The organism is Sinosporangium album (genome assembly GCF_900100605.1).
Taxonomy (GTDB): Bacteria; Actinomycetota; Actinomycetes; order Streptosporangiales; family Streptosporangiaceae; genus Sinosporangium; species Sinosporangium album.
Window position 1 is genome coordinate 110,067 of sequence record NZ_FNCN01000009.1, and the last position, 22,919, is coordinate 132,985.

Genomic DNA, 22,919 nt, shown 5'->3' on the forward strand with positions numbered 1-22,919 from the left:
ACTGTCGTGTGCTGCTACAGACGGGAACCACGGAACAGACCATAGTCTGGCAAATCGCCCCCATGTATTGGGCCCGTTAGCGGCGAACGGCAGCGAATCGCAGACGAACGTAGTCGGCCATCCAACCGCTCTCCGTGCGGAGAGCGGGCGCCGCCAGTTCGTCCACCCGCCGCAGCAGTGGTTCCACCAGGTCGGCCGGAACGTTCGCAAGCGGCGTTCCGGCGAACATCCGCACCCAGTCGGACGCGCCCGCCGGGCATTCGTCCAACGGGGTGGGACGGTCGAAGTATTCAAGGAGCCTCACCGTAAAGCCCGCCTTCTCCAGCCGTTGGGCGTATTCCGCCGGCGTGGGGAAGTACCAGGGCAGGTCGGGCTCGCGTAGTCCGTGCTCGCGCCAAGCCGTCGACATCGCGGCGATGAGCGCGGCGCAGTTGCCCGCACCGCCCATCTCGGCGATGAACCGGCCGCCCGGGATGAGCGCCTCGTGCACATTTGCGATCACCATGTCGGGGTCGCGGCTCATCCAGTGGAGGGCCGCGTTGGAGAAGACGGCGTCGTACGGCTCCGCCACCCCGAAGTCGTGCCCGTCTCCGACGATGAAGTCCAGGCCCGGGTAACCCGCGAGGGCCTTCTCGATCATCGCGGGGGAGCCGTCGATGCCGAGAACCTGCGCTCCGCGCATGGAGATCTCCGCGGTGAGCGCGCCCGTTCCGCAGCCGAGGTCGAGGACACGCTCGCCCTGCCGGGGATCGAGCAGGTCGACCAGCGGTGCGCCAAGAGCAGAGACATACCCAAACGAACTGTCGTAGGTCTTCGCGTTCCACCGCATCGTGCTCGGCGTGCCGTATTGCAAGACCATCAGCTCACATTCTGAGACAAGGTGCCTCGGACTCTATGGAGATGACACTTTAGAGCCTGAATGTGGGAACGACATATTTATCTCGCCTGTCGCAGGAGTCACTTCACCCCTCTCATGGGAGCGTTTCCAGCCGGAACTCATCCCGGACGCCGCCACAGCCGACCGCAGAGCTCACCCCATCGTCTTCACCCACGCGCTGTGCAGGTAGGAACGTGCCTTGTCCGTCTGCGGCACGGTGAGCACCACCGGCTTGCCCTTGACCTCCGGCAGCTTCGCCGCGGCCTCCAGGTCCACGGTGCCCTTCATCTGCAGCGCCTCCAGCCTGGCCGGGCGCGCGAAGCCCTTCAGGAAGAGGTTCTGGCCCTTGTCGGAGAACAGGAACTCCTGCCACAGCCTCGCCGCGGCGGGGTGCGGCGCGCGCTGGTTCACCGCCTGCGCGTAGAACGCGCCGAGTACGGCGTCAGCCGGGATTGTGACCTTCCACGCACCGGACTCCTTGGCTGCCCGCGCGGCGTTCAGGTAGTCCCAGTCGACCACGGCCGTGGCCTGGCCCTTGGGGTCGGTGAGGTTGCCGGCCTGCTTGAGTTTGCCGAAGAACTCGACGCCGCGGGCGGCCTCCGGCTGCCCGCCCGGAAGCGATGCGGCCATCACGCCGCTGAACGCCGAGATCGTCTCCCGGGGGTCGCCGGGCAGCGCGACGCTGTATCCGGGCTTGAGGAGGTCCGCGAAGGACGTCGGCGGCTGCACCTTGCGCGAGTCATAACCAATTGAGACGTATCCCCCATAACCCGCATACCAGGCTCCACCATGATCTTTTAGGTCATCCGGGATGTCCGCCCATCCCAGCACCTTGTATGGAGCGAATAGGGAGGTATTTGTAACAGCCACGTCCAAGGTCAAATCCAGCACATCCGGCGCGTTGGGTCCGCCTCGCTTGGCCGCGTCGATCTGGCGCTGACTGTTGGCTCCTGGATCGAGTTGGTTGACCTTGATGCCGTATTCGTCGTTGAACGCGTCGATGATCTCGCCGTAGTTCACCCAATCGCGCGGCAGCGCGACGACATTGAGCGCCCCCTCCTTCTTCGCGGCCTCAACCAGGCGCTCCATCGTGGAAAACCCGGCGCTCAGCGAGGCGCCCTGGGGGTTGACCGGAGGGTAGACCTTCTCGTCGGCCGGTGCGCCACACCCGGCGATCGCGCTGGTCAAAAGGACTGCTGCTGCGGCGCTGATGCGTAGGGTCACGCTATGCATACTGCGCGTAGCTGCCGTGAAGGTCGAGGAGGCGCGGCCGAAGGGCCACTCCGCTAACGCCTCGGCGCGCCGACCACCCGCGCCGCCACGAGCGACTTCTCCAGCACCTCGACCAGGGTCCCGTCACGCTTGCGGATGGTGAGAACCCCGTCGGACCACGCCTCAAGCGTGCCGACGGTGTCGCGGAAACCGTCGGCGTCGGCGCGTCGCACCGTGACTCTTTCACCGATGTCGGACGGAGCGATCGCCACCGTCAGGCGCGCTGCGAAACGAGGAGTCAAACGACTTCGCCCCCCTCTGTTCCAGGCATTTGCTCGGCACGGCAATACTAGGCATAGCAACCTGCGATCGAGTTCGTGCCAAGGTGCGGAACAAGAAGGAGCCCGAGGTGACCTACGTCATCGCGCAACCTTGCGTGGATGTCCTGGACAAGGCGTGCATCGAGGAATGCCCGGTCGATTGCATCTACGAGGGCAACCGGATGCTCTACATCCACCCCGACGAGTGCGTGGACTGCGGCGCGTGCGAACCGGTCTGCCCGGTGGAGGCGATCTTCTACGAGGACGACCTGCCCGACCAGTGGAAGGACTACTACAAGGCCAACGTCGAGTTCTTCGACGAGCTCGGCTCGCCGGGCGGCGCCTCCAAGGTCGGCAAGATCGAGCGCGACCACCCCGTGGTCGCCGCCGCGCCCCCCGGTGGCGAGGACCACTGACGCGCGACCGTCGCCATGACCACGCCCGGCCCACGCGGGCCGATAGGTTTGGTCATGTTCGACGTGCCCGAACGCAAGACACTTGACCTAGTCCGACCCGCCTTTCGACCACGAGGGACGCCATGGTGAGCGCGCTGCCCGACTTCCCCTGGGACCGGCTTGTGCCGTACAAGGACCTCGCGCAGGCCCACCCCGACGGGATCGTCGATCTCTCGGTGGGCACGCCGGTCGACCCGGTTCCCGCCGTGGTCAGGAAGGCGCTGGCGGACGCGTCGGACAGCCCCGGCTACCCGACGACCCACGGCACGGAAAGGCTGCGGCGGGCCGCGGCCGAATGGTTGCGTCGGCGGCACGAGGTCGAGGTGGACCCGGTCGACGTCCTACCGACGATCGGGTCCAAAGAACTCGTCGCATGGCTGCCCACCCTTCTCGGGGTACGGCCCGGCGACCATGTCGTGTTCCCCGAACTGGCCTACCCCACCTACGACGTGGGAGCCAGGCTCGCCGGGGCGTCGCCGTACCCGACCGACGGCCTGGTGAGTCTCGGACCCGAGCGTGTCCCGCTGGTGTGGGTCAACTCGCCCTCCAACCCGACCGGACGCGTACTCGGCGTAGGCCACCTGCGCAAAGTCGTGGACTGGGCACGCGAACGCGGCGCCGTCGTCGCCTCCGACGAGTGCTACATCGGGCTGGGCTTCGAAGAGCACCCCGTGTCGGTGCTCCACCCGGAAGTGTGCGGAGGATCACACGAGGGGCTGCTCGCCGTACACTCCCTCTCCAAACGGTCCAACCTCGCGGGCTACCGCGCGGGCTTCGTCACAGGCGACCCGGCGCTGATCCGGCGCCTCCTCGAAGTGCGCAAGCACGCGGGCATGATGGTGCCGGCGCCCATCCAGGCGGCGACCGCCGCCGCCCTCGACGACGACGAACACGCCGACCGCCAATACGAGCTCTACGCGCGGCGCCGCGCCGCGCTGCGCCCCGCTCTGGAGGCCGCCGGCTGGACCATCGAACACTCCGCGGCCGGGCTCTACCTGTGGGCCTCCAACGGCACCGGCTGCTGGGACCAGGTGCGCCGACTCGCCGAACTCGGCATCCTCGCCGCACCCGGCGACTTCTACGGCGAGGCGGGCAAAAACCACGTCCGGATCGGCGTCACCGCCACCGACGAACGCATCGACGCGGCCATCCGCCGCCTCCAGTAGGATGCCCCGCCATGACCTCAACGGTCGTCCTCGCACTGAGCATCATCCTGATCCTTCTCATTCTCGGAGCGTTCCTCGCCACCATGCGCCGCGACAGGCGCAAAGGCCACACTGAGCGCCCCGAGACGCCATCGCCGCCCGACCAGCCCAGCCACCCTCCCCTCGCCGCTCCCACAGGCCACCCGGGGATCGTCGGAACCGACTATCTCGACCCGCGCACCGTCAAGGTGGGCGACGCGATCGACTGCCAGGGCATGCGCGCCCGCGTCATCGGAGCGATACACGTGTCGTGGCAGGGACGGCAATGGACCGAGATGCTGCTCGACGACGGCACACCCCGATCCCAGTGGCTCTCGGTCGAGGTACGGCCCGGCCTGCTCCCCGCCGACGCGCCACACCTAGAAGTGCTCCTGTGGACGGCCGTGCCCACCCAGGGCATGGTTCCGGCCAAATCCATGCTGATCGTGGAAGGCGTCGAGTTCTACCCCGCCGACCGGGGCACCGCGGCGTTCAAATCCGAAGGCGCCACAGGCTACCCCGACCGGGGACTGCTCGACTTCGCCGACTACCGAGCCCAGGACGGACGCCTCCTGTCCTTCGACCGCGTCCAAGGCGAAGCCTGGACGGCGTCATACGCCCAGCCCCTCCCCCCAGGCTCCATCGACCTGGCCGGCTCCTGAAGGGAAGCAGGCCAACACAGCCGTCTCCCGGCATGTTGGCCGAGCTGTGTTTATTGCGCGCCTGCGGCGCGCGGCGAGGGGGCTCTTGATCCGGTGCTTTCCCTCGTCGCTCTGGTCGCTGCGCTCCCGGCGCTCCTCGGTCCAAGCACCGGCGCCCCCTCGCGCTCCCGGGGTGGCCGGTTCCCGAATGCGTGGCCGCGCGGTGGGGTTAGGGGGTGGGGGTGTCGATGATGACGTGGGTGCCGCCGGCCTTTTCGTCCGCCTTCCAGCCGTCGTAGCCGGTTTCGGCGCTCCAGGCGTGCTTGGCGAAGCGGATTTCGCGGAGGCCGTATTCGCGGGCGTGGGCCATGGACCACGAGGCTATGAGCCAGCCGCGCCTGGTGGTCGAGGCGCTGATGCGGTTGCCGTCGGCGGGCGCGCTGCCTAGGGCCCTGAGGAGCTCTTTGTGGGCGGCCTGGGGGCGGGGCTTGGGCTTTTGGGCGTTGTCTTCGGGCGGGGGGTACCAGCAGGACAGGGCGGCGGGGACGCGCCCGGTGAATGCGGCGGCCATGATCTCGGCGTCGGGCTCGTGTTGGGCGTACAGCGTTCCATCGGCGGAACGCTGCACTTCCTGGGCGGCGACGTGGAGTGGAATCGTGCGATAGTTCTTGACCTTGACCAGTCCGGCGAAGAACTTGTTGGTCGCGTAGACGACGTCGAGGAGCTGTTTCGGCGTGCCCCAGCCCTGTGAGGGACGCTGCTGGAAGACGCCGACGGAGTCCCGGTCCCCGAAGGGGATGTTGAGCAGCTTGGACTCCTGGATCGCGGTCGCGTAGGCGATGACGACGGCACGCTCAGGCAGGCGACGGCGCTCGGCGACAGCCGCGATCGTGGCGGCGACGTCGGCCTGCTCGATGTCCAACTCCAACTGGCCCTGCGGCGTGGTTATGGTGCAGTGGGCGCCTTGGGCGAGGGGTGTGGCTCGTTTGAGCAGTGCATAGACACCTGCCGTAATGGCCACGGCCAACACCACGACGACGATCGCAATTGTCAGAACCCCTCGGGAGAAGTGCCTTCGCACGGCAATGAACCTACCCGTCCTTGGATGGTGCCGGTGTTCGTGGAACGCTTCGGGAACGCGCTATAGCACAGCGCCATAGCACAATCGTGATGTGCCGTCGTAGTGCGATGCGGGGCATGGAGATCACCTCTGTGCGGCTAAGCTCGCTGGCCATGAGCCAGAGCTATTCCAGCCCCCTTCCCGCGGTCATCGACGAACTGTGGGAGCGTCGCGCGGAGTTGTCGCCCGGCGACACGGAAGCCCGGGGTGCCGTGGTCGGCGCCGTCGATCTTCTCGACACGGGGAAGGCCAGGGTGGCCTTCGTCGACGAGACCACCGGCGAGGTGGTGGTGGACGAGCGCGCCAAGCGCGCGATCCTGCTCAGCTTCCGTGTGCTCGGCATGGCCCGGTCGCAGGTCGGCGACTTCCAGCACCATGACCGCATTCCGCTCAAGACCACGCTCGAAGGTGTGCGTGTGGTGCCCGGCGCGATCACCAGGTGGGGCTCCTACCTGGCCCCCGGGGTGGTGCTGATGCCGTCGTTCACCAATATCGGCGCTTATGTCGACTCCGGCACGATGGTCGACACGTGGGCGACCGTGGGGTCGTGCGCGCAGATCGGTAAGAACGTGCACCTTTCGGGTGGCGTGGGCATCGGTGGCGTGCTTGAGCCGCCGAACGCCGTGCCGGTGGTGGTCGAGGACGACGCCTTCATCGGGTCGCGCTGCATGGTGGTCGACGGCGCCAGGGTCCGCCGCGGCGCGAAGCTCGGCGCGGGGGTGGTGCTGACCGCGACCACGCGCGTCTACGACGTCCAGACCGGCGAGGAGCTGCCGAGGGGTGAGGCTCCCGCGTGGTCGGTGTGTGTCGAGGGCACGAAGGTCAAGTCATTCCCCGGCGGAGATTTCGGCATGCGGTGCATGCTCGTGCTCAAGCGTCTCGAAGAAGGCGAGCAGCACGACAAGCTCAAACTCAACGAGATCCTCCGCGAGCACGGCGCCAACGCCTGATTTCAGGAGAACAGCGAGAATCCGGCGGTGGCGGTCGCGTCCGGCGGGGGTTCGCCGCTTCCCGCCGGATAGGCTGAGGCGTCATGATGCTGGATCTATCGCAGGACGTCGGCACCTTGACGGCCCGCATCGTGGATATCGAATCGGTGAGCGGCAACGAGCGGGTCCTCGCCGATGCCGTCGAGGAGGCGCTGCGGCCCCTGACCCATCTCACGGTCCACCGGCACGGTGACGCCGTGGTGGCGCGCACCGAGCTCGGCCGCGGTCGGCGGGTCGTGATCGCCGGGCATCTCGACACCGTGCCCGTCGCGGGCAACCTGCCGAGCCGCGTCGAGGGCGACATCCTTCACGGCCTCGGCACCTGTGACATGAAGGGCGGCGTCGCGGTGGGGCTCAAGCTCGCCGCCGAGCTCACCGCCCCCCACATCGACGTGACCTACGTCTTCTACGACTGCGAAGAGGTCGAGGCCGAGCGCAACGGGCTCGGCAGGATCGGGCGTGAGCGCCCCGAGTGGCTGGAGGCCGACTTCGCGGTGCTCATGGAGCCGACCGACGGCGTCATCGAGGGCGGCTGCCAGGGCACGCTCCGGGCCGAGGTGCGGGTGGGCGGCAAGCGCGCCCACAGCGCCCGCTCGTGGCGCGGGATCAACGCGATCCACGGTATCCAGCCCATTCTGGAGACGCTCAACGCCTATGAGCCGCGCCGGCCCGTGGTCGACGGCCTGGAATACCGCGAGGGCCTCAGCGCGGTCGGCGTACACGGCGGTGTGGCGGGCAACGTGATCCCCGACGAGTGCGTGGTGACCGTCAACTACAGGTTCGCCCCCGACCGGAGCCTTGAGGAGGCTCGCGAGCACGTGAGCAAGGTCTTCGACGGTTTCGACGTGGCCTTCACCGACGGGGTTCCCGGAGCGCGTCCCGGGCTCACCCACCCCACCGCCGCCGCGTTCGCCGCCGCGGTCGGGGGCACTCCCCGCGCGAAGTACGGTTGGACCGACGTGTCGCGTTTCTCCGCGCTCGGCGTGCCCGCGGTCAACTACGGGCCGGGCGATCCCAACCTCGCGCACCAGCGCGAGGAGCACGTACGGCTCTCGCAGATCGCCGAGTGCGAACGGGCCATGGTGGCCTGGCTGAGCTGAGCCCCGGCCCGAAGCTCGGGACGGAGAGGCCGACACAAACGAAAGTGGCTTTCCTCGCCGGCCATTTGGCGGGGAAAGCCACTTTCAGTCCCGAGCAGCACCCTCGTCACTTAGACGCGGCCCTGTTCACCGACGGTTCCCCGGCTCCCCGCAGATTTTCAAGATTCTTTTCGCCGTGGGTATTCCAAGGAGAGTTAGCGTGTGCGCCATGAGACAGACCCGCCCCGAACGTCGCGAAGGTCCTTCGCTCCGCCGCGGTCACCTCGTGCCGGAATCCACCTATGATCAGCGGCTTCTCGACCGCAGGGGCCCGGCCGACTGGCTGCACATGGATCCGTGGCGGGTGATGAGGATCCAGGCGGAGTTCGTCGAGGGCTTCGGCCAGCTCGCCGAACTGCCCGACGCCGTCACCGTGTTCGGCTCGGCCCGCACGAAGCCGGGCTCACCGGACTACGAGCTCGGCGTCGAGCTCGGACGCGCCCTCGCCGAGCATGGCTACGCCGTCATCACCGGCGGCGGCCCCGGCTGCATGGAGGCCGCCAACCGCGGCGCCCGCGAGGCCGGCGGCGTCTCGGTGGGGCTCGGCATCGAGCTCCCCTTCGAGCAGCGCATGAACGACTACGTGGATCTTGGTGTCGAGTTCCGCTACTTCTTCGTGCGCAAGACCATGTTCGTGAAGTACGCCAGCGGGTTCGTCACCCTTCCCGGTGGCTTCGGCACTCTGGACGAGCTGTTCGAGGCGCTCACGCTGGTCCAGACGGGCAAGGTCACGTCCTTCCCCGTGGTGCTGCTGGGCACGGAATTCTGGGGAGGCATGTTCGATTGGATCCGCTCGTCGGTTCTCGACCGGGGCATGATCTCGGAGACCGACCTCGACCTCATCCAGCTCACCGACGACGTGGACGAAGCCGTCCAGATCATCGCCGAGGCCGACGGCAGGCGCGGCGCCCGGCTCGCGGCCGAGCGGAGGGCTGTGGAGCGCGAGGCCGTGGAGCGCGAAGCCATTGAGCGGGCCCAGGTCGAAACCCAGTAGACCCGCCGTCCATCGTCTGGGTAGGAAGAAGTGGTTAACAGGGTGACATCACCGTAATTCTGTGATTTGGGAGTGTGCCGGTGTACATCTGCGTCTACTGCGCGTCCAGCCGTAAGATCGAGCAGCGCTACCTGGACCTGGCCGCGGAGACCGGCACCGAGATCGCCCGGCGGGGGCACCACCTGGTCAGCGGAGGGGCCAAGATCTCGTGCATGGGCTCGGTGGCCCGTGCCGTACGCGCGGCGGGGGGCCGCACCATCGGGGTGATCCCCGAGGTCCTGCGTGACGTGGAGATCGCCGACACCGACTCCGACGAGCTCGTCATCACCGCCGACATGCGGGAACGCAAAGGCGTCATGGACGCGAGGTCCGACGCCTTCCTCGTCCTCCCCGGCGGCATCGGCACCCTGGAAGAGCTGTTCGAGATGTGGACCAGCCGCGTCCTCGGCATCCACCAGAGGCCCCTCGTGATCCTCGACCCGTGGGGCCTCTACCGGCCGCTGCGCGAGCTTGTGGAAGGCATGTACGAGCAAGGGTTCACGCGGCCCGACGTGTTCGACGCGGTCTCCTGGGCGACGAACGTGTCCGAAGCCCTCGACCACATCGAAGGCGTCGCCCAACCCATCACGCCCACCCCGGAAGAACTCGCCGAAAGCATCGACTGACGGACGCCCCCGGCCAGATCAGCGCGATGCCACGGCGGGCAAGGCAGGCACGCCGACAGGCGGGCAGGGCGACGGTATGGCGTGAGCCCGGCCGAGCGCGACGCCCCCGGCGAGGGTCAGGCCAGGCCGCGGCGGGTGACGGCGGGCGGGCGGCGGCCGGCGAGGGACTCGGTCATGTCGAGCGCCTGCCGTACGGCATCGGGCCGGGACGTGCGGAACACCCGGGCGCCGAGCCACGCGCAGATCGAGGCCGCGGCCAGCTCCGCCGCCTCACCACCGGTCTCACTGTCGGCCTCACCGCCCTCGGGGCGGTGCCCCGGGGCGGGCGACTCGGGGTGGCCCTCCGCCCGGCGCGCGGCGATCAAGGCGGGGGTGACGACCACGGTGTGACCCGCGCTCACGAGAGACTGGATCTCGGTCGTCGAGTGAGCCGTGACCCACACGGGGTCGCAGGGCTCCTCCAAGGTCAAAACAACGGGCCGCATAACCGAGATGCTATGCCCGGTGGCCACGATGGGTTTTTCGGGCTGGTATGGAATTTCCGAGGGTGCCGGCGCTGCGGTGAGACGGATGGCGTTTGTACCTTAAATGCGTTGATCGCGAAACCTGCCGACCGTGGATTGTGGCACCATGCCTGTGTGGTCGTTGTACTCGTACTCGCCGCTGTCGCCGTTCTGGTCTGTGTGGTGCTGGTCTCCCAAGGGCGCGCCGGCGAGATGGTCGAGTTCACCCCCGACCTTCCGCCGGTCGAACTTCCCGATCCCCAGCGCCTGGCACCCATCGACTTCATGGCGCTGCGCCTGCCCGTCAGCCTGGTCGGCTACCACACCCAGAGCGTCGACGAGACCCTGTCCAGGGCCGCCGCCGCCATCGGGGCCAGGGACACCAGGATCGCGGTGCTGGAGCAGCGGCTCGCCGAGCTCCTCTCCACCAGGCTTCGCACCCGGCAGGAGTTCCTGACCGGTTCCGGCGGCGATCCGCGCACCGCGCACGAGCCCGCCGCACCCGAAGGCGACATCGACCTCGGCCGCCGAGACGGCCCCGCCACGCGTTCGCCGTACGCCGGGCCGTCCGCCGCGACGGGTGAGTTCGAAGAGACCCACGCGGCTTCGACCGCCCAGGAGGGCGGCAAGGCTTCGGCGGATTCGGCCGACCAGTCGTCCGCCTCGGAGGCCACGCCTGCGGCCTCGGCGGGCCGGGAGGCCAAGTCTTCGGCAGGCTCGGACTCACGGCAGGACGTGGCAGCGGGCTCGGCCGGCCGGGAGGGTGCCCAGGAGGGTGGCGAGGCCACCCGGGTGGGCCCGGGGGACGAGGAGGCCGTATCGGCGGGTTCCAGTCGGGACGCCGAGGCTTCGGTGGGCTCGGCCGATGAGTCGTCCGCCTCGGAGACCACGCTTGCGGGTTCGGCCGGCCAGTCCTCCGCCTCGGAGAGCACTCCTGCGGCTTCGACCGGCCCGGGTGTCAAGCCTTCGGCAGGCTCGGGCGGTCAGGATGGCGGCCAGGAGGGTGGCAAGGCTTCGGCGGGGTCGGCCCGCCGATCCTCGGCTCCGGAGGCCGCTCAGACGGGCTCGTCCGGCAAGGACGCCGCATCCAAGGAGGCCGCATCCAAGGGCGCTGAACCCAAGGAGGCTGAACCCAAGGGCGCTGAACCCATGGACGCCGCATCCAAGGGCGCCAGGCCCGGGGGTGCCGGGGGCGGGGCGGGTGCTGAGGGCGCGGACGCGGGGGCGGCGAGGGCGCCGTGGAGTTTCCCCGCCATACGGCGGCCGGAGGGCCGCTCAGAGGGTGTGGGGGCGCGGGGCGACGGGCCGGGACGGGCGCCGGAGGGGGCATCGTGAGCGAGGTGCGACGCTGCGGATGGGTGACGTCGGCGCCGGATTATGTGGCCTACCACGATGAGGAGTGGGGCCGTCCAGTTCACGGGGATGATCTCGTGTTCGAGCGGATCACGCTTGAAGCGTTCCAATCGGGTTTGTCGTGGCTGACGATTCTCCGTAAGCGGGAGAACTTCCGCAAAGCCTTCGAGGGTTTCTCGATTCCGGCCGTGGCGGCGTTCGCTGACGCGGATTTGGAACGTTTGATGGCTGACGCCGGGATCGTACGGAACCGGGCGAAGATCGAGGCGGCTGTCGCCAACGCGAGGGCCGCGCTCGCGGTTCCGAGTGGCGTGTCGGAGCTGGTCTGGCGTTATGCCGATCCCGGGGCTCCGGTGCCGATGACCCTTTCCGAGGTTCCCGCCGTGACGGCGGGATCCAAGGCTCTGGCCAAGGAGTTGAAGGCGCGGGGGTTCCGTTTCGTCGGGCCGACGACGGCGTACGCGCTGATGCAGGCGATCGGACTCGTGAATGATCACGTGGTCGACTGCTGGGTGCGCGAGGCCGTGGCAAACCCCGCATACCAGGTCAAATGATCTTCATCTTCTAATAAATTTTTGACAACGGCTGCCTCTAGCGGAGGGTCGTGAGGCGTCCAGGCACGATGGGCGCCGAGCGGCGATTACCCCTTTCACGGGAAGGGGGGACGGGCGGTCGGCGAGGTGCTTCTCGCGGGCCCCGTCCGGCTGTGAGAGGCAGGGAGAAGCGGCCTTCGTCCTGCTCGGCGAGGTGTGCCGCGGCCTGCGGCGGCAGGGCCTCTGTGAGCCCCGAGCCTGCGGGTTTGGCCCTGTGGCGAGGGTCCGACAACGCATTCCGGGAGGAGATCGTTACCCGGAAGTGGCTCCGAGGCGGGATAATAGGACATCACAGAAGACGTGAATGCGTCGGCCACCCATCGGGCGGTCGGGGATCGCAACCGCGGAGTCCAATGCAGGAAGGGATACACGCATGGCGGCGATGAAGCCACGGACTGGGGATGGTCCGCTGGAGGTCACCAAGGAAGGCCGAGGCATTGTCATGCGGGTCCCTCTGGAAGGTGGCGGTCGGCTTGTCGTGGAGTTGTCGGCCGAAGAGGCTCGCGACCTCGGGGACGCGTTGAAAAACGTGGTGGGCTGACAGGGGGCGGGTCCCCGAAGAGCTCCGCGGTCCCGGATGCGGTTTCCGCCTACGAGGCGGATTCGCACCGGGGCCGTTTGCGTTGACGGGGACGCCTTGGCCGGTGCGTGGCCAGCCTTGACCGACGGTATCCGTTGACATCTGTCGTCGGTTGTCGGAGTGGAGAACTAGTCAGAGTCGGCGAAGCTAGGCCAGACTCGCGAACCGGATGAAATGCGCTCGCCGCGCGCCCGCACAACGCAAGGAGAAGACGTGCCACTCGACACCTCGATTGCTGTTCGCTCCCGGGTGAGTGAGAGGGCCGAACTGGTGGCCATCCCGTTCGGCCGTGATTTGAAGCCGGACGCCCCTGAGCTCCCGGTGCCGGTGGCCGGCCTGCTCGCCTACTACGAGGCCAAGGGCGACGCGGGAGAGATCGTCGAGATTCCCGTCGCCCGGGGGGAGGCGGTCGGCCGGGTCCTGCTGTACGGCGTGGGCGACGCCACGGAAGGCGAACTCCGCCGGGCGGGGGCCGCGTTGGCGCGCGCGGCCAAGGGGCGGCCTTCGCTCAGTGTGGTGCCGCCGTCGGGGCCGGTGTCGAGCCTCGTCGAGGGGGCGCTGCTCGCTGCGTATTCGTTCTCGATCGGCTCACGCCGTACCACGTCCGTGACCTCGATCGAGATCGCCACGTCCGCCGACGCCGGCGACGGCTCCACGGTGTCCGCCGAGCTTGAGGCGGACGTGCGCAAGGGTGAGATCGCGGCCCGCGCGGTGGCCCTGGCGCGTGACCTCGCCAACACCCCCGCCTCGGTCAAGAGCCCGGCGTGGCTCGCCGAGCGGGCCGAGGAGCAGGGGCTCCCGACCAAGGTGTGGACGGAGCGGGAACTGCGGGCGGAGGGCTTCGGCGGCATCCTGGCCGTGGGCGCGGGGTCGGCCTACGAGCCGAGACTGATCAAGCTGTCCTACGAGCCCGAGGGAGTGGAAGGTGAGCAGCTCCGCCATGTGGTGCTCGTCGGCAAGGGCATCACGTTCGACAGCGGCGGCCTCTCCCTCAAGCCCACCGACAATATGAAGCTCCAGAAGACCGATATGTCGGGCGGAGCGGTGGTGATCGCGGTGATGAGCGCCCTCCGCGATCTAGGTGTGCGGACGCGTGTCACCGGCCTGATCGCGTCCGCCGAGAACATGCCCTCCGGGAGCGCGATGCGCCCCGGCGATGTGATCACGCAGTACGGCGGTCGCACCGTGGAGGTGCTCAACACCGACGCCGAGGGCCGCCTCGTCCTGGCCGACGCGCTCGCCTACGCCGACGCCGAACTCGACCCCGACGTGATGATCGACATCGCCACGCTGACCGGCGCGGTCACCGTCGCGCTCGGCAGGGATGTCGCGGCGCTGTTCGCCAACGACGACGACCTGGCGGGCGAACTGGTCGAGGCCGGGCAGGCGGTCGGCGACCGGCTGTGGCGCATGCCGCTGATCGAGGACTACATGCCCGCGATCAAGTCCGCGGTGGCCGACCTCGCCAACCTGGAGGCGGGCAAGCGCCACGGAGCCGACGCGGTCACCGCGGCGCTGTTCCTGCGCGAGTTCACCGGACGGCGCCCCTGGGCCCACCTCGACATCGCGGGGGCCGGGCGGAGCATGGTCGACGCCGGGATCCTCAGCAAGGGCGCCACCGGCTTCGGCGTACGGCTGCTGCTGGACTGGTTGGCCCGCGACCCGGCGGGCCGGTCGAGCGATCCGCGGTAAGGCGGCCGGCCCTCGGCGAGAGGGCCTCAGGCCGTGTGAGGCCGGTCGGTCCGCGGAGAGAAGGCCTCAGACCCGCGTGAGGCGTCAGGGCCGGGACGAGAGCCTCAGCCCGACGAGAAGGGCCTCAGGGGCGCGTGAGGACGTGAGCGTGAAGCTCAGGCGAGTTTGACGGCGGCGAGCAGGCCGTCGCCCAGCGGCATCATCAGCGGGCGCAGCCGCTCGTCGCCCTGGACCAGCCTGCCGAGCTCGCGGAGGGCGATGGTGTCGGGGTCGTGCTGGGCGGGGTCGGCCACGCGGCCCCGCCACAGGACGTTGCCGAATGCCACGATGCCGCCCACGCGCAGCAGGCGCACCGCCTCGGCCAGGTAGTCGCCGTATTCCTGCGTGGCGCCGTCGCAGAACACCATGTCGTAGCCGCCGTCGGCGAGCCTCGGCAGGACGTCGAGGGCGCGGCCCGCGATCAGCCGCATGCGGCCCCCGGAGAACCCCGCCTGGGCGAAGGTGTGACGGGCCATCCGCTGATGCTCAGGCTCCACGTCGACGCTCGTGAGGGTGCCGTCCGGGCGCATGCCCCGCAGCAGCCACAGGCCCGAGACGCCGCACCCGGTGCCGATCTCGACGACGGCCTTGGCGTTGATCGCGGTGGCGAGGAAGCAGAGCGCCGCGCCGGCCGCGGGAAGGATGGGGGTGGCCCCGAGCTCCTCGCCCAGCCCGCGTGCGGCCGTGAGGATCTCGTCTTCGCGGTGGAACTCCTCGGCATAGGCCAGAGTGGCCTCCACCGGACTGTTCGGCGTCGCGGTCATCGGCCTCTCCTCCCACCCTCGTACTGCGGTCACTGGCTCGAAGCCTAGGGGAGTCAACCAGGATCGGGAACTCATGTCACCCCCGGTGCGTTGCACGGTTTAAGCGGCCTTTGCCGCCCCAGTGGGTAGTGAGTACGCACGGAGGGACGAAACCAGGCACTATGGCGGTAGCGGTGGTCCCGGAGAGAGGAGTGCTGGTGGACGAGTCCGACCACCAGGCGGATGCTCCCATGTCCGAATGGACGCCTCCCAGTTGGGAGGATGTCGTTCGGACTCATTCGGCGCGTGTGTACCGGCTCGCTTACCGGCTGACGGGCAATGTCCACGACGCCGAAGACCTCACGCAGGAGGTTTTCGTCCGGGTCTTCCGGTCGTTGTCCAACTATCAGCCCGGCACGTTCGAGGGTTGGCTGCACCGGATCACGACCAACCTCTTCCTCGACATGGCGAGGCGCCGGCAGCGCATTCGCTTCGAGGGACTCGCCGACGACGCGGCCGAGCGGCTGCGCGGGCGTGAACCGTCTCCTGCCCAGGTCTACGACGACGCCCACCTTGAGGCCGACATCCAGGCGGCCCTCGACGCTCTGGCGCCGGAGTTCCGGGCCGCCGTTGTGCTGTGTGACATCGAGGGGCTCTCCTATGAGGAGATCGCCGCCACGCTCGGTGTCAAGCTCGGCACGGTCCGAAGCAGGATCCACCGTGGACGCGCACAGCTCAGGGAGGCGCTGGACCACCGTGCACCCCGGAGCGAGTCACTCCCCCCGACCATGACACGTGGGGAGGAAGTGTAAAGATGAGCCACCTTGGAGAGCGTGTTTCCGCGTTCGTCGACGGCGAGCTGAGCCATAGCGAGCGTGAGCGGGCGCTGGCCCACCTGACTTTTTGCGCCGCCTGCAGGGCGGAGGTCGACTCCACCCGCGCTCTGAAGAGCAGGCTGCGGTCTCTTGACGGCCCCGCGATGCCGACCGATCTCACGATGGCACTGCTGCGCATGGCGGAGCCCGGCGATCCGCTGCCCCCCAGGACCCGTCCCTTTCCAGACAAGGGCGCGTCCTTCGGGGGAGTTTCGATTCCCGGGCCCTACAGTTTCGCGCCTCTGGACAACAGGCCGAGGCGGGGCGCCGGGGATGGACTAGTCGGCCCCGGGCGAAGCACGCGAAACCGGCGCAGAGCCGGATATGTCGCGGTGGGTGTCGCATCGGCGGCCGTCGCGCTGGGCACGCTTTTCGTGGTCGGGGGTTCCGACCCGAAGCCGGTCGTCCCGCCGGTCGAGATGTTCAAGCAGCAGCACAACACCACGGTTCCCTACGGCACGCCGGGCCCGGCCGCACCCCGGCCGTGACGAGGGCGCCACTCGCCCTCGCGGCGGTCGCCGTACTGTTCGGGCTGACCGCGCTGAGCGCGCCCGCCCGGGCCGTCCAGCCCGACGACGAGCTCGGCGAGGACAGCGGTCTCGGGCTCCTCCGGCAGGCGGCGCACGCCGTACGCGTCCAGGCGTACTACGGCACGCAGTTCGTGACCATGTGGAACCCCGAGGGGTCGTCCTCGTCGCTGGTGGACGTCACGAGCGTTCCCGGGGTCGGCATCACCGTCAAGACCATGGCGGCGGGCGAGGCCGTACCCGGCACGGTGGAGCTGGTCGACCCGGCGACCCCGGCGGGCGGGCTGGCGGCGCCGCACGACGGCATGATCGACGTCATGGCCCGCAACTTCGAGGTGACGACCGCGGGGGAGGGCCGGGTGTGCGGACGGCCCACCAGGATCGTCGAGGTGATGCGCCCGGGCGGCGCGCCGGCCGCGCGCTACTGGATCGACGAGGCCAGCGGCGTGATCCTGCGCAGGGAGATCCTCGACGCCGGCGGACGTCTGGCCCGTGCGAGCGCCTTCATCGACTTCCGCCTGCCCGAGCAGGCCAAACCGGGCGCGTACACGGACGGTAACGCGTTCTTCGCCGTCGCCGACGCCCCGGCTCTGAAGGCCAAGGGATGGGACTTCCCGGCCACGCTCCCCGGCAGGCTGGAGCTGTTCTCCGCCGACGAGTCCGAGAACGGCTACCTCCAGCTCGGTTACTCGGATGGGCTGTCGATGGTTTCGGTGTTCGTGCAACCCGGCACACTGGACGAAGAGGGCTTGCGGGGCTGGCATCCCCAGCGCCGCGGGGGGCATACGATCTGGGTTCGGGACTCAGTCGGGCAGGAGATGATCTGGGCGAGTGGGGGTCATGTCTACACCGTCTTCACCGACGCGCCGGCGGACATGGTCGACGCCGCGGTCTCCGCGCTGCCGCACGAGGCCGAGCCGGGCGTGCTCGCACGGCTCGGGCGCGGGGCGCAGACCGTTCTCGCGTGGCTCAACCCCTTCGCATAGCGTTCGGGTTTTACATCTCCCGTATGCCGGGCTCGGAACAATGGCATCGCTCCGAGGGGAGCTGCCGCGCGCGAGACAAGGGGTGATCGATCGATGACCGACGACAGGCGTGCCCAGGACCCCGGCGAGGGGCAGGGGCGCACTCCGTCGGATGCCGAGGGGTCCCCTCAGGGCGCGCGGCCGGACTTCCTTCCGGCCGAGGACACCGATCCCGCACGTCCTCGGGAGCAGGTCCGTGAGCCGTGGGACCAGACCCCGGACGAGGAGGCGCGCTGGGGCGACCCGGCGGGCACGGGCGACACGGCGTCCTTCGCCTCGCCGTCCGGCCCACCGCCGCCCACCGGCCTGTCCGCGGGCACGTCCCCGTTTGCAGGTTCGGCCGGCGGCCCGGGCGGCGGCTACGGCGCCGCCCCGCCGCCCACCGCACCTCCGCCGCCGAACCAGGCGTTCGGCATGGGGCCCGGGTGGGCGCCGCCCCCGCCGCCCGGCGCCCCGCTCGGGGCCGCACGGCCGCCCGAGCCGCCCAGGTCGCCGAGGACCGGCTTCATCGTGACGCTGGCCGTGGTGGTCGCGCTGGTCGCCGGCATCGCCGGAAGCGTCGGCACCCAGGTGCTCACCCGCGGCGGCACCTCGGACCCGGCCTACAACCTGGGCCCGGCGCCCACCGGCTCGACGGGCCGTGCCCCCGACTCGGTCGCGGGCGTCGCGGCCAAGGTGCTGCCGAGTGTGGTCTCGCTCCAGGTCAAGGGCCTCAGCGAGGCCGGCACCGGCTCCGGCCTGGTGATCAAGGGCGGCTACGTCCTGACGAACAACCACGTGGTCGCCGCTGCCTCGCGCGGTGGGGAGATCCAGGTGATGTTCCACAACCGCAAGATGACCGGGGGGCGCATCGTCGGCCGCGACCCCGGCTCCGATCTCGCCGTGGTCAAACCGGACGACACGTTCGGCACGCCCGAGCTCGTGCTCGGCAACTCCGACAACGTGGTCGTCGGCGACCCGGTGATCGCCATCGGCTCGCCGCTCGGCCTGTCAGGTACGGTCACCCAGGGCATCGTGAGCTCGCTCAACCGGCCCGTCACCGCCGGCGACGACGCCGGCTCGGCCGACCCGAGCTACATCAACGCCATCCAGACGGACGCCGCGATCAACCCCGGCAACTCCGGCGGCCCCCTCGTCGACCTCGGCGGCCGGGTGATCGGCGTCAACTCCGCCATCGCCACCCTCGGCCGGTCCATGGGCGGCCAGGGCGGCAGCATCGGCCTCGGCTTCGCCATTCCCGTCAACCACGCCCGGCGGGTCGCCGAGGAGCTGATCAGCACGGGTGTCGCCAAGCGCTCCCGGATCGGCGTCGCCCTCGACTCCGGCTACCGGGGCCAGGGGGTCCGCATCGCGACCGAGCCCACCGCCGGCGCCCAGCCCGTCACCCCCGGCGGCGCTGCCGACAAGGCGGGCTTGAAGGCCGGCGACGTCATCCTGGAGATGAACGGCACCGCCCTGCAGAGCAGCGACGAGCTGATCGCCCTCATCCGCAGCAAGGCGCCCGGCGACCGGATCAACATCAAGTACCGCCGGGGAGGCCAGGAGTCCGTCGCGACCGTCGTGGTCGAGGCGGCCGAGGTTCCCGTGCCGCGGCCGTCCTGACGTCCGTGCCCCGAGCCGCCTCGCACCCGCTTTCCACCTGCCTCCGCCCCGTCTCCGACCCGCCCCCTCGTGCCTCCGACCTGGGGGCACGTCGGGGGAAACCGCGGTCGCGTGTGGGTGCATCAGCCCTGCTGGGGCATTAGTCTGAATGGCAATGGGGGCCCGCATAGGCCCCCACGGTGGGTCTGCGACCCGGGCTGGTAGGAGATCGCGGTGTTGAATCTCGGCTGGTGGGAGATCGGGGCGCTGGTCGTCATCGCGCTGCTGGTCTTCGGGCCGGAGAAGCTGCCCGAGGCCGCCGCTCAGGCGGGGCGGGGGCTGCGCAAGCTGCGCCGCATGGCGACCTCGGCCAAGAGCGACCTGCGGTCCGGCCTCGGGCCGGAGTTCGCCAACTTCGACCCGACCGACCTCAACCCCAAGAACTTCGTCCGCAAGCATCTGCTGGACGACATCGAGGACGAGTGGCGCACCACGTCGACGGCATCGGCCTACGATCCCTCCTACACGCCGTCATACGCCCTCACAGGCATCGACGAGCTCGACTATGGCGAAGTGCCTCCCTTCGACCCTGAGGCCACCTGAGAGGCTTCTCAGGGCCGGGCGCGGCACGCCTGGCGGCGCTCGGCGTGACCCGGGAAGACCCGACACGGCGACCTCGGCATCGCAGGAGCATCATGAGAGCCACGCATGAGCATCGCGAGAGCGCGACAAGAGCACGATAAGAGCCGGTGGGCCGCACCCCTGAGGGGTGCGGCCCACCGGCTCTCGTGGATCAGGGGCTACTTGCCGATCGGCGTCTAACCGCGCGACGGGGCCAGGCCGAGCTGGAGGCCCTTGAGGCTGCTGGACCGCTTGCTGAGCCCCTCCGCGATGCGGCGCAGCTCGGCCGCGGCGGGGGCGTCGGGGTCGGTCAGCACCAGGGGCTTGCCCTCGTCGCCGCCCTCACGCAGGCGGGTGTCGATCGGCACCTGGCCGAGCAGCGGCACCCGCGTGCCGAGCGTGCGGGTGAGGGCGTCGGCGACGGTCTGGCCGCCGCCCTCGCCGAACACGGAGATGCGCTCGTCGCAGTGGGGGCAGGGCAGCCAGGCCATGTTCTCGATGACGCCGGCGATCTGCTGGTGGGTCTGCGCGGCGATGGACCCGGCGCGCTCGGCCACCTCGGCGGCGGCCATCTGCGGCGTGGTGACCACGAGGATCTCGGCCGTCGGCATGCGCTGCGCCACCGAGATGGCGATGTCGCCGGTGCCGGGCGGCAGGTCCATCAGCAGGACGTCGAGGTCGCCCCAGTAGACGTCGGCGAGGAACTGGTGGAGGGCGCGGTCGAGCATCGGGCCGCGCCAGACGACGGCGCTGTTGCCCTCAGGCTTGAACATGCCCACGGAGATGACCTTGATGTCATGCGCCACCGGCGGCATGATCATGTCTTCGACCTTGGTGGGACGCTCGGCCACACCCAGCATCCGCGGCACGGAGTGGCCGTAGATGTCGGCGTCGACCACGCCCACCTTGAGGCCGCTCGACGCCATCGCGGCGGCCAGGTTGACGGTGACGGAGGACTTGCCGACGCCGCCCTTGCCGCTCGCGACCGCGAACACGCGGGTCAGCGAGCCGGGCTTGGCGAAGGGGATCTCCTTCTCCGGGCCTCGGTCGCCCCGCAGCTTGGTCTGGAGGTTCTTGCGTTGTTCGGTGCTCATGACGTCGAGTTCGACGTGCACGGCGGTGACGCCGTTGACCTTGGTGACCGCGTCGGTGACCTCACGGGTGATCCTGTCGCGCAACGGACAGCCGGCGACCGTGAGGAAGATCCCCACACGCACCGTCCCATCGGGGGCGATATCAACGCTCTTGACCATGTCGAGCTCAGTGATCGGCCGACGGATCTCGGGGTCGTTGACCGTAGCGAGCGCGGCTGTCACCTGTTCCGGGGAAGGTGCCATGACTCCATGTTATGAACCCAGAGGAGGTATTCCGAATCCGCATCCGGTCGATGCGCCCTCGGGGGCTCTCAGGTGGCCCGCTCCTCCAGCTCCTCGGTCACCCGCTGGAGCTCCGAGCGGATGAAGTCGCGCGTGGCGACATCGCCGAGCGCCAGGCGCAGGCCCGCGATCTCCCGGGTGAGATATTCGATGTCGACCCGGTTGCGGTCGGCGACCACGCGGTCCTGCTCGTAGGTCACGCGATCGCGGTCGGCCTGCCGGTTCTGCGCCAGCAGGATCAGCGGCGCGGCGTAGGACGCCTGGAGCGACAGCATCAAGGTCAGGAAGATGAAGGGATAGGGATCGAACCGCAGCTCCCGCGGAGCCAGGCTGTTCCAGGCCACCCACAGGATGATGAACCCCGTCATGTAGACCAGGAAGCGGGCCGTCCCCAGGAACCTGGCGATCCGCTCGGACAACTGCCCGAACGCCTCCGGGTCGTAGTGCGGGCCGAACGTACGGCGGGCCGCACGCGGCTGGTCGAGCCGCTCAGTCATGGAACACCCCGTCGCGTTCGCGCCAGTCCTCGGGCAGCAGGTGGTCGAGCACGTCGTCCACGGTAACCGCGCCGACCAGGCGCCCGAGCTCGTCGACCACGGGAACCGCCACCAGGTTGTAGTTCGCCAGGCCAGTCGCCACCTCCGGCAGCGGGAACTCCGGCCGGATCGGGTCGATCGACTCGTCGAGCACCCGGCCGAGCAGGGTGGAGGGTGGTTCGCGCAGGAGGCGCTGGAAGTGCGCGACGCCGAGGTAGGTGCCGGTGGGCGTCTCGGTGGGGGGCCGGGTCACGTAGACCTGCGCCGCGACCGCGGGGCTCAGGTCGCGCTGGCGGATGTGGGCGAGGGCGTCGGCGATGGTCGCGGTGGGGGGAAGGATCACCGGCTCGCTGGTCATCATGCCGCCTGCGGTGTTCTCGCCGTAGGTCAGCAGGCGGCGCACCGGCGCGGCCTCGCTCGGCTCCATCAGCGACAGCAGCGCCTCGGCCTGGTGCGTCGGGAGGTCTTGGAGCAGGTCCGCGGCGTCGTCGGGGTCCATGGCCTCCAGCACGTCGGCGGCGCGTTCCGGAGTGAGGATGTCCAGGATGTCGATCTGATCGCGCTGGGGGAGCTCTTCGAGCACGTCGGCCAGCCGCTCGTCGTCGAGCGCGAGGGCGACTTCGGAGCGGCGCTTGTCGGGCAGCGAGTGCATGGCGCTGGCCAGGTCGGCCGCTCGAAGCGAGTCGAACGCCGCGATCAGGGCGGCGGCCTCCTGGTCGGCCTGGATGACGCCGAACCCGCGGACCTCATGCCAGTCCAGCACGCGGGTCTCGGCACGACGGCGGAATCCCCGGCTCCCTGTGACCACCGCGACCTTGGTGATCAGCCATTCGGAGGGCCGCACCTGTTCCATCGCCAGGTCGTGCACCTTCACGTGTTCGCTCCCCGTCCCGCCGGGAACCTCGACCGAGAGATCGAGCATCTCTCCGATCACCAGGGTCTCCGTGGCCCTCTGCTCGAACCTGCGGAGGTTGATGGCGCCGCTGAAGACGACTGAACCGGCTTCGATGCTCCGTACCCGGGTGATGGGGAGGAACACTCGTCGCCGGGGTTGCACCTCGACGACGAGTCCGTGAACAGAAGGCGGCAGCGTGCCCCGCAGCGAGGCCACCGCGTCGCGCACACGGCCGATCTGGTCTCCGGCCGGGTCGAAGACGGGAGTTCCGGGGAGGCGAGCCACGAAGATCCTCACATTCGCAGCGTAAACGGACCAGCTCGTGCAACCCCAGGTAGGGGGACCTCTCCCGGGAGAGAAGGGGCCCCGGGTTGCCCCACCCCG

25 protein-coding genes are annotated in these 22,919 nt (G+C 69.5%); 16 read left to right on the top strand and 9 right to left on the bottom strand.

Features of this window, described 5'->3' with window-relative positions; genetic code table 11:
- Positions 1-76: 76 nt before the first annotated feature.
- From BLQ73_RS11675 to BLQ73_RS11685, 3 genes are all read right to left on the bottom strand, one after another.
- Complete coding sequence (locus tag BLQ73_RS11675; RefSeq protein ID WP_093170420.1) at positions 77-859, bottom strand: class I SAM-dependent methyltransferase; 783 nt, start codon at positions 857-859, stop codon at positions 77-79.
- Between the two features lie 171 nt (positions 860-1,030).
- The gene (locus BLQ73_RS11680) at positions 1,031-2,101 is read right to left on the bottom strand and encodes an ABC transporter substrate-binding protein (RefSeq protein WP_420820007.1); all 1,071 of its coding nucleotides are present in this window, start codon (positions 2,099-2,101) and stop codon (positions 1,031-1,033) included.
- A 62-nt stretch (positions 2,102-2,163) separates the two neighbouring features.
- Positions 2,164-2,322, bottom strand: coding sequence for a hypothetical protein (locus BLQ73_RS11685; protein WP_245691008.1), 159 nt, complete (start codon positions 2,320-2,322; stop codon positions 2,164-2,166).
- Positions 2,323-2,498: 176 nt separating this feature from the next.
- Here BLQ73_RS11685 and fdxA point away from each other — a divergent pair, with 176 nt between their 5' ends.
- From fdxA to BLQ73_RS11700, 3 genes are all read left to right on the top strand, one after another.
- On the top strand, positions 2,499-2,825 hold the full coding sequence (gene fdxA, locus BLQ73_RS11690) for a ferredoxin (protein ID WP_093170551.1): 327 nt from the start codon (positions 2,499-2,501) through the stop codon (positions 2,823-2,825).
- Between the two features lie 122 nt (positions 2,826-2,947).
- Positions 2,948-4,030, top strand: a complete 1,083-nt coding sequence (gene dapC / locus BLQ73_RS11695) for a succinyldiaminopimelate transaminase (protein WP_093170423.1) — start codon at positions 2,948-2,950, stop codon at positions 4,028-4,030.
- A gap of 11 nt (positions 4,031-4,041) precedes the next feature.
- Positions 4,042-4,710, top strand: coding sequence for a DUF4178 domain-containing protein (locus BLQ73_RS11700; RefSeq protein WP_093170424.1), 669 nt, complete (start codon positions 4,042-4,044; stop codon positions 4,708-4,710).
- Positions 4,711-4,918: 208 nt separating this feature from the next.
- Here the strand turns inward: BLQ73_RS11700 and BLQ73_RS11705 are convergent, their stop codons facing one another.
- Positions 4,919-5,770, bottom strand: coding sequence for a hypothetical protein (locus tag BLQ73_RS11705; protein WP_093170425.1), 852 nt, complete (start codon positions 5,768-5,770; stop codon positions 4,919-4,921).
- A 152-nt stretch (positions 5,771-5,922) separates the two neighbouring features.
- Here BLQ73_RS11705 and BLQ73_RS11710 point away from each other — a divergent pair, with 152 nt between their 5' ends.
- From BLQ73_RS11710 to BLQ73_RS11725, 4 genes are all read left to right on the top strand, one after another.
- Positions 5,923-6,759: a 2,3,4,5-tetrahydropyridine-2,6-dicarboxylate N-succinyltransferase gene (locus tag BLQ73_RS11710; protein WP_093170426.1), complete on the top strand. Its 837-nt coding sequence runs from the start codon at positions 5,923-5,925 to the stop codon at positions 6,757-6,759.
- 86 nt (positions 6,760-6,845) lie between these two features.
- A complete protein-coding gene (dapE, locus tag BLQ73_RS11715; RefSeq protein ID WP_093170552.1) occupies positions 6,846-7,898 on the top strand; it encodes a succinyl-diaminopimelate desuccinylase in 1,053 nt (350 codons plus the stop codon).
- Positions 7,899-8,106: 208 nt separating this feature from the next.
- On the top strand, positions 8,107-8,931 hold the full coding sequence (locus tag BLQ73_RS11720) for an LOG family protein (RefSeq protein ID WP_093170427.1): 825 nt from the start codon (positions 8,107-8,109) through the stop codon (positions 8,929-8,931).
- A gap of 74 nt (positions 8,932-9,005) precedes the next feature.
- A complete protein-coding gene (locus BLQ73_RS11725) occupies positions 9,006-9,596 on the top strand; it encodes an LOG family protein (protein ID WP_338056619.1) in 591 nt (196 codons plus the stop codon).
- A 116-nt stretch (positions 9,597-9,712) separates the two neighbouring features.
- Here the strand turns inward: BLQ73_RS11725 and BLQ73_RS11730 are convergent, their stop codons facing one another.
- Positions 9,713-10,081, bottom strand: coding sequence for a hypothetical protein (locus BLQ73_RS11730; RefSeq protein ID WP_245691009.1), 369 nt, complete (start codon positions 10,079-10,081; stop codon positions 9,713-9,715).
- A gap of 153 nt (positions 10,082-10,234) precedes the next feature.
- Between BLQ73_RS11730 and BLQ73_RS11735 the strand changes: the two genes are divergently transcribed.
- From BLQ73_RS11735 to BLQ73_RS11750, 4 genes are all read left to right on the top strand, one after another.
- On the top strand, positions 10,235-11,434 hold the full coding sequence (locus BLQ73_RS11735) for a hypothetical protein (protein ID WP_093170429.1): 1,200 nt from the start codon (positions 10,235-10,237) through the stop codon (positions 11,432-11,434).
- On the top strand, positions 11,431-12,006 hold the full coding sequence (locus BLQ73_RS11740; protein WP_093170430.1) for a DNA-3-methyladenine glycosylase I: 576 nt from the start codon (positions 11,431-11,433) through the stop codon (positions 12,004-12,006). The genes BLQ73_RS11735 and BLQ73_RS11740 overlap by 4 nt, the downstream gene beginning before the upstream one ends.
- Before the next feature lie 412 nt (positions 12,007-12,418).
- Positions 12,419-12,586 carry a DUF3117 domain-containing protein gene (locus tag BLQ73_RS11745; protein WP_093170431.1) on the top strand — a complete coding sequence of 56 codons (168 nt, stop codon included), beginning with the start codon at positions 12,419-12,421 and terminating at the stop codon, positions 12,584-12,586.
- A 252-nt stretch (positions 12,587-12,838) separates the two neighbouring features.
- Positions 12,839-14,317 carry a leucyl aminopeptidase family protein gene (locus BLQ73_RS11750; protein WP_245691010.1) on the top strand — a complete coding sequence of 493 codons (1,479 nt, stop codon included), beginning with the start codon at positions 12,839-12,841 and terminating at the stop codon, positions 14,315-14,317.
- A 155-nt stretch (positions 14,318-14,472) separates the two neighbouring features.
- Here BLQ73_RS11750 and BLQ73_RS11755 read toward each other — a convergent pair whose 3' ends face one another.
- Positions 14,473-15,120: an O-methyltransferase gene (locus BLQ73_RS11755; RefSeq protein WP_093170433.1), complete on the bottom strand. Its 648-nt coding sequence runs from the start codon at positions 15,118-15,120 to the stop codon at positions 14,473-14,475.
- A gap of 161 nt (positions 15,121-15,281) precedes the next feature.
- On the opposite strand from BLQ73_RS11755, the gene sigE reads away from it, so the two are divergent.
- From sigE to BLQ73_RS11780, 5 genes are all read left to right on the top strand, one after another.
- On the top strand, positions 15,282-15,911 hold the full coding sequence (gene sigE / locus BLQ73_RS11760; protein WP_093170434.1) for an RNA polymerase sigma factor SigE: 630 nt from the start codon (positions 15,282-15,284) through the stop codon (positions 15,909-15,911).
- A 2-nt stretch (positions 15,912-15,913) separates the two neighbouring features.
- Positions 15,914-16,462 carry an anti-sigma factor family protein gene (locus BLQ73_RS11765; protein WP_093170435.1) on the top strand — a complete coding sequence of 183 codons (549 nt, stop codon included), beginning with the start codon at positions 15,914-15,916 and terminating at the stop codon, positions 16,460-16,462.
- Entirely contained in the window at positions 16,459-17,487 is a 1,029-nt protein-coding gene (locus BLQ73_RS11770; RefSeq protein WP_093170436.1) for a sigma-E factor regulatory protein RseB domain-containing protein, read from the top strand. Before BLQ73_RS11765 ends, BLQ73_RS11770 begins: the two co-directional genes overlap by 4 nt.
- A 93-nt stretch (positions 17,488-17,580) precedes the next feature.
- Positions 17,581-19,128 (top strand): S1C family serine protease, encoded by a 1,548-nt coding sequence (locus BLQ73_RS11775; RefSeq protein WP_093170437.1) that lies wholly within the window; start codon positions 17,581-17,583, stop codon positions 19,126-19,128.
- A gap of 213 nt (positions 19,129-19,341) precedes the next feature.
- A complete protein-coding gene (locus BLQ73_RS11780) occupies positions 19,342-19,710 on the top strand; it encodes a sec-independent translocase (RefSeq protein WP_093170438.1) in 369 nt (122 codons plus the stop codon).
- A 215-nt stretch (positions 19,711-19,925) separates the two neighbouring features.
- Here the strand turns inward: BLQ73_RS11780 and BLQ73_RS11785 are convergent, their stop codons facing one another.
- The 3 genes from BLQ73_RS11785 to BLQ73_RS11795 all read right to left on the bottom strand — a co-directional run bounded on the left by BLQ73_RS11785 (position 19,926) and on the right by BLQ73_RS11795 (position 22,832).
- A complete protein-coding gene (locus BLQ73_RS11785) occupies positions 19,926-21,065 on the bottom strand; it encodes an Mrp/NBP35 family ATP-binding protein (protein WP_093170439.1) in 1,140 nt (379 codons plus the stop codon).
- A 68-nt stretch (positions 21,066-21,133) separates the two neighbouring features.
- Positions 21,134-21,601, bottom strand: a complete 468-nt coding sequence (locus BLQ73_RS11790; RefSeq protein WP_093170440.1) for a DUF1003 domain-containing protein — start codon at positions 21,599-21,601, stop codon at positions 21,134-21,136.
- Positions 21,594-22,832, bottom strand: coding sequence for a magnesium transporter MgtE N-terminal domain-containing protein (locus BLQ73_RS11795; RefSeq protein ID WP_245691011.1), 1,239 nt, complete (start codon positions 22,830-22,832; stop codon positions 21,594-21,596). The genes BLQ73_RS11790 and BLQ73_RS11795 overlap by 8 nt, the downstream gene beginning before the upstream one ends.
- Between the last annotated feature and the right edge of the window lie 87 nt (positions 22,833-22,919).

What these genes read in the sequence shown, in the direction of transcription:
- BLQ73_RS11675 (WP_093170420.1), bottom strand. Translation starts at nt 859, where the DNA reads ATGGTCTTGCAATACGGCACGCCGAGCACGATGCGGTGGAACGCGAAG.
- dapC (WP_093170423.1), top strand. Translation starts at nt 2,948, where the DNA reads ATGGTGAGCGCGCTGCCCGACTTCCCCTGGGACCGGCTTGTGCCGTAC.
- BLQ73_RS11700 (WP_093170424.1), top strand. Translation starts at nt 4,042, where the DNA reads ATGACCTCAACGGTCGTCCTCGCACTGAGCATCATCCTGATCCTTCTC.
- BLQ73_RS11710 (WP_093170426.1), top strand. Translation starts at nt 5,923, where the DNA reads ATGAGCCAGAGCTATTCCAGCCCCCTTCCCGCGGTCATCGACGAACTG.
- dapE (WP_093170552.1), top strand. Translation starts at nt 6,846, where the DNA reads ATGCTGGATCTATCGCAGGACGTCGGCACCTTGACGGCCCGCATCGTG.
- BLQ73_RS11720 (WP_093170427.1), top strand. Translation starts at nt 8,107, where the DNA reads ATGAGACAGACCCGCCCCGAACGTCGCGAAGGTCCTTCGCTCCGCCGC.
- BLQ73_RS11730 (WP_245691009.1), bottom strand. Translation starts at nt 10,081, where the DNA reads ATGCGGCCCGTTGTTTTGACCTTGGAGGAGCCCTGCGACCCCGTGTGG.
- BLQ73_RS11745 (WP_093170431.1), top strand. Translation starts at nt 12,419, where the DNA reads ATGGCGGCGATGAAGCCACGGACTGGGGATGGTCCGCTGGAGGTCACC.
- BLQ73_RS11755 (WP_093170433.1), bottom strand. Translation starts at nt 15,120, where the DNA reads ATGACCGCGACGCCGAACAGTCCGGTGGAGGCCACTCTGGCCTATGCC.
- sigE (WP_093170434.1), top strand. Translation starts at nt 15,282, where the DNA reads ATGGCGGTAGCGGTGGTCCCGGAGAGAGGAGTGCTGGTGGACGAGTCC.
- BLQ73_RS11765 (WP_093170435.1), top strand. Translation starts at nt 15,914, where the DNA reads ATGAGCCACCTTGGAGAGCGTGTTTCCGCGTTCGTCGACGGCGAGCTG.
- BLQ73_RS11775 (WP_093170437.1), top strand. Translation starts at nt 17,581, where the DNA reads ATGACCGACGACAGGCGTGCCCAGGACCCCGGCGAGGGGCAGGGGCGC.
- BLQ73_RS11785 (WP_093170439.1), bottom strand. Translation starts at nt 21,065, where the DNA reads ATGGCACCTTCCCCGGAACAGGTGACAGCCGCGCTCGCTACGGTCAAC.
- BLQ73_RS11790 (WP_093170440.1), bottom strand. Translation starts at nt 21,601, where the DNA reads ATGACTGAGCGGCTCGACCAGCCGCGTGCGGCCCGCCGTACGTTCGGC.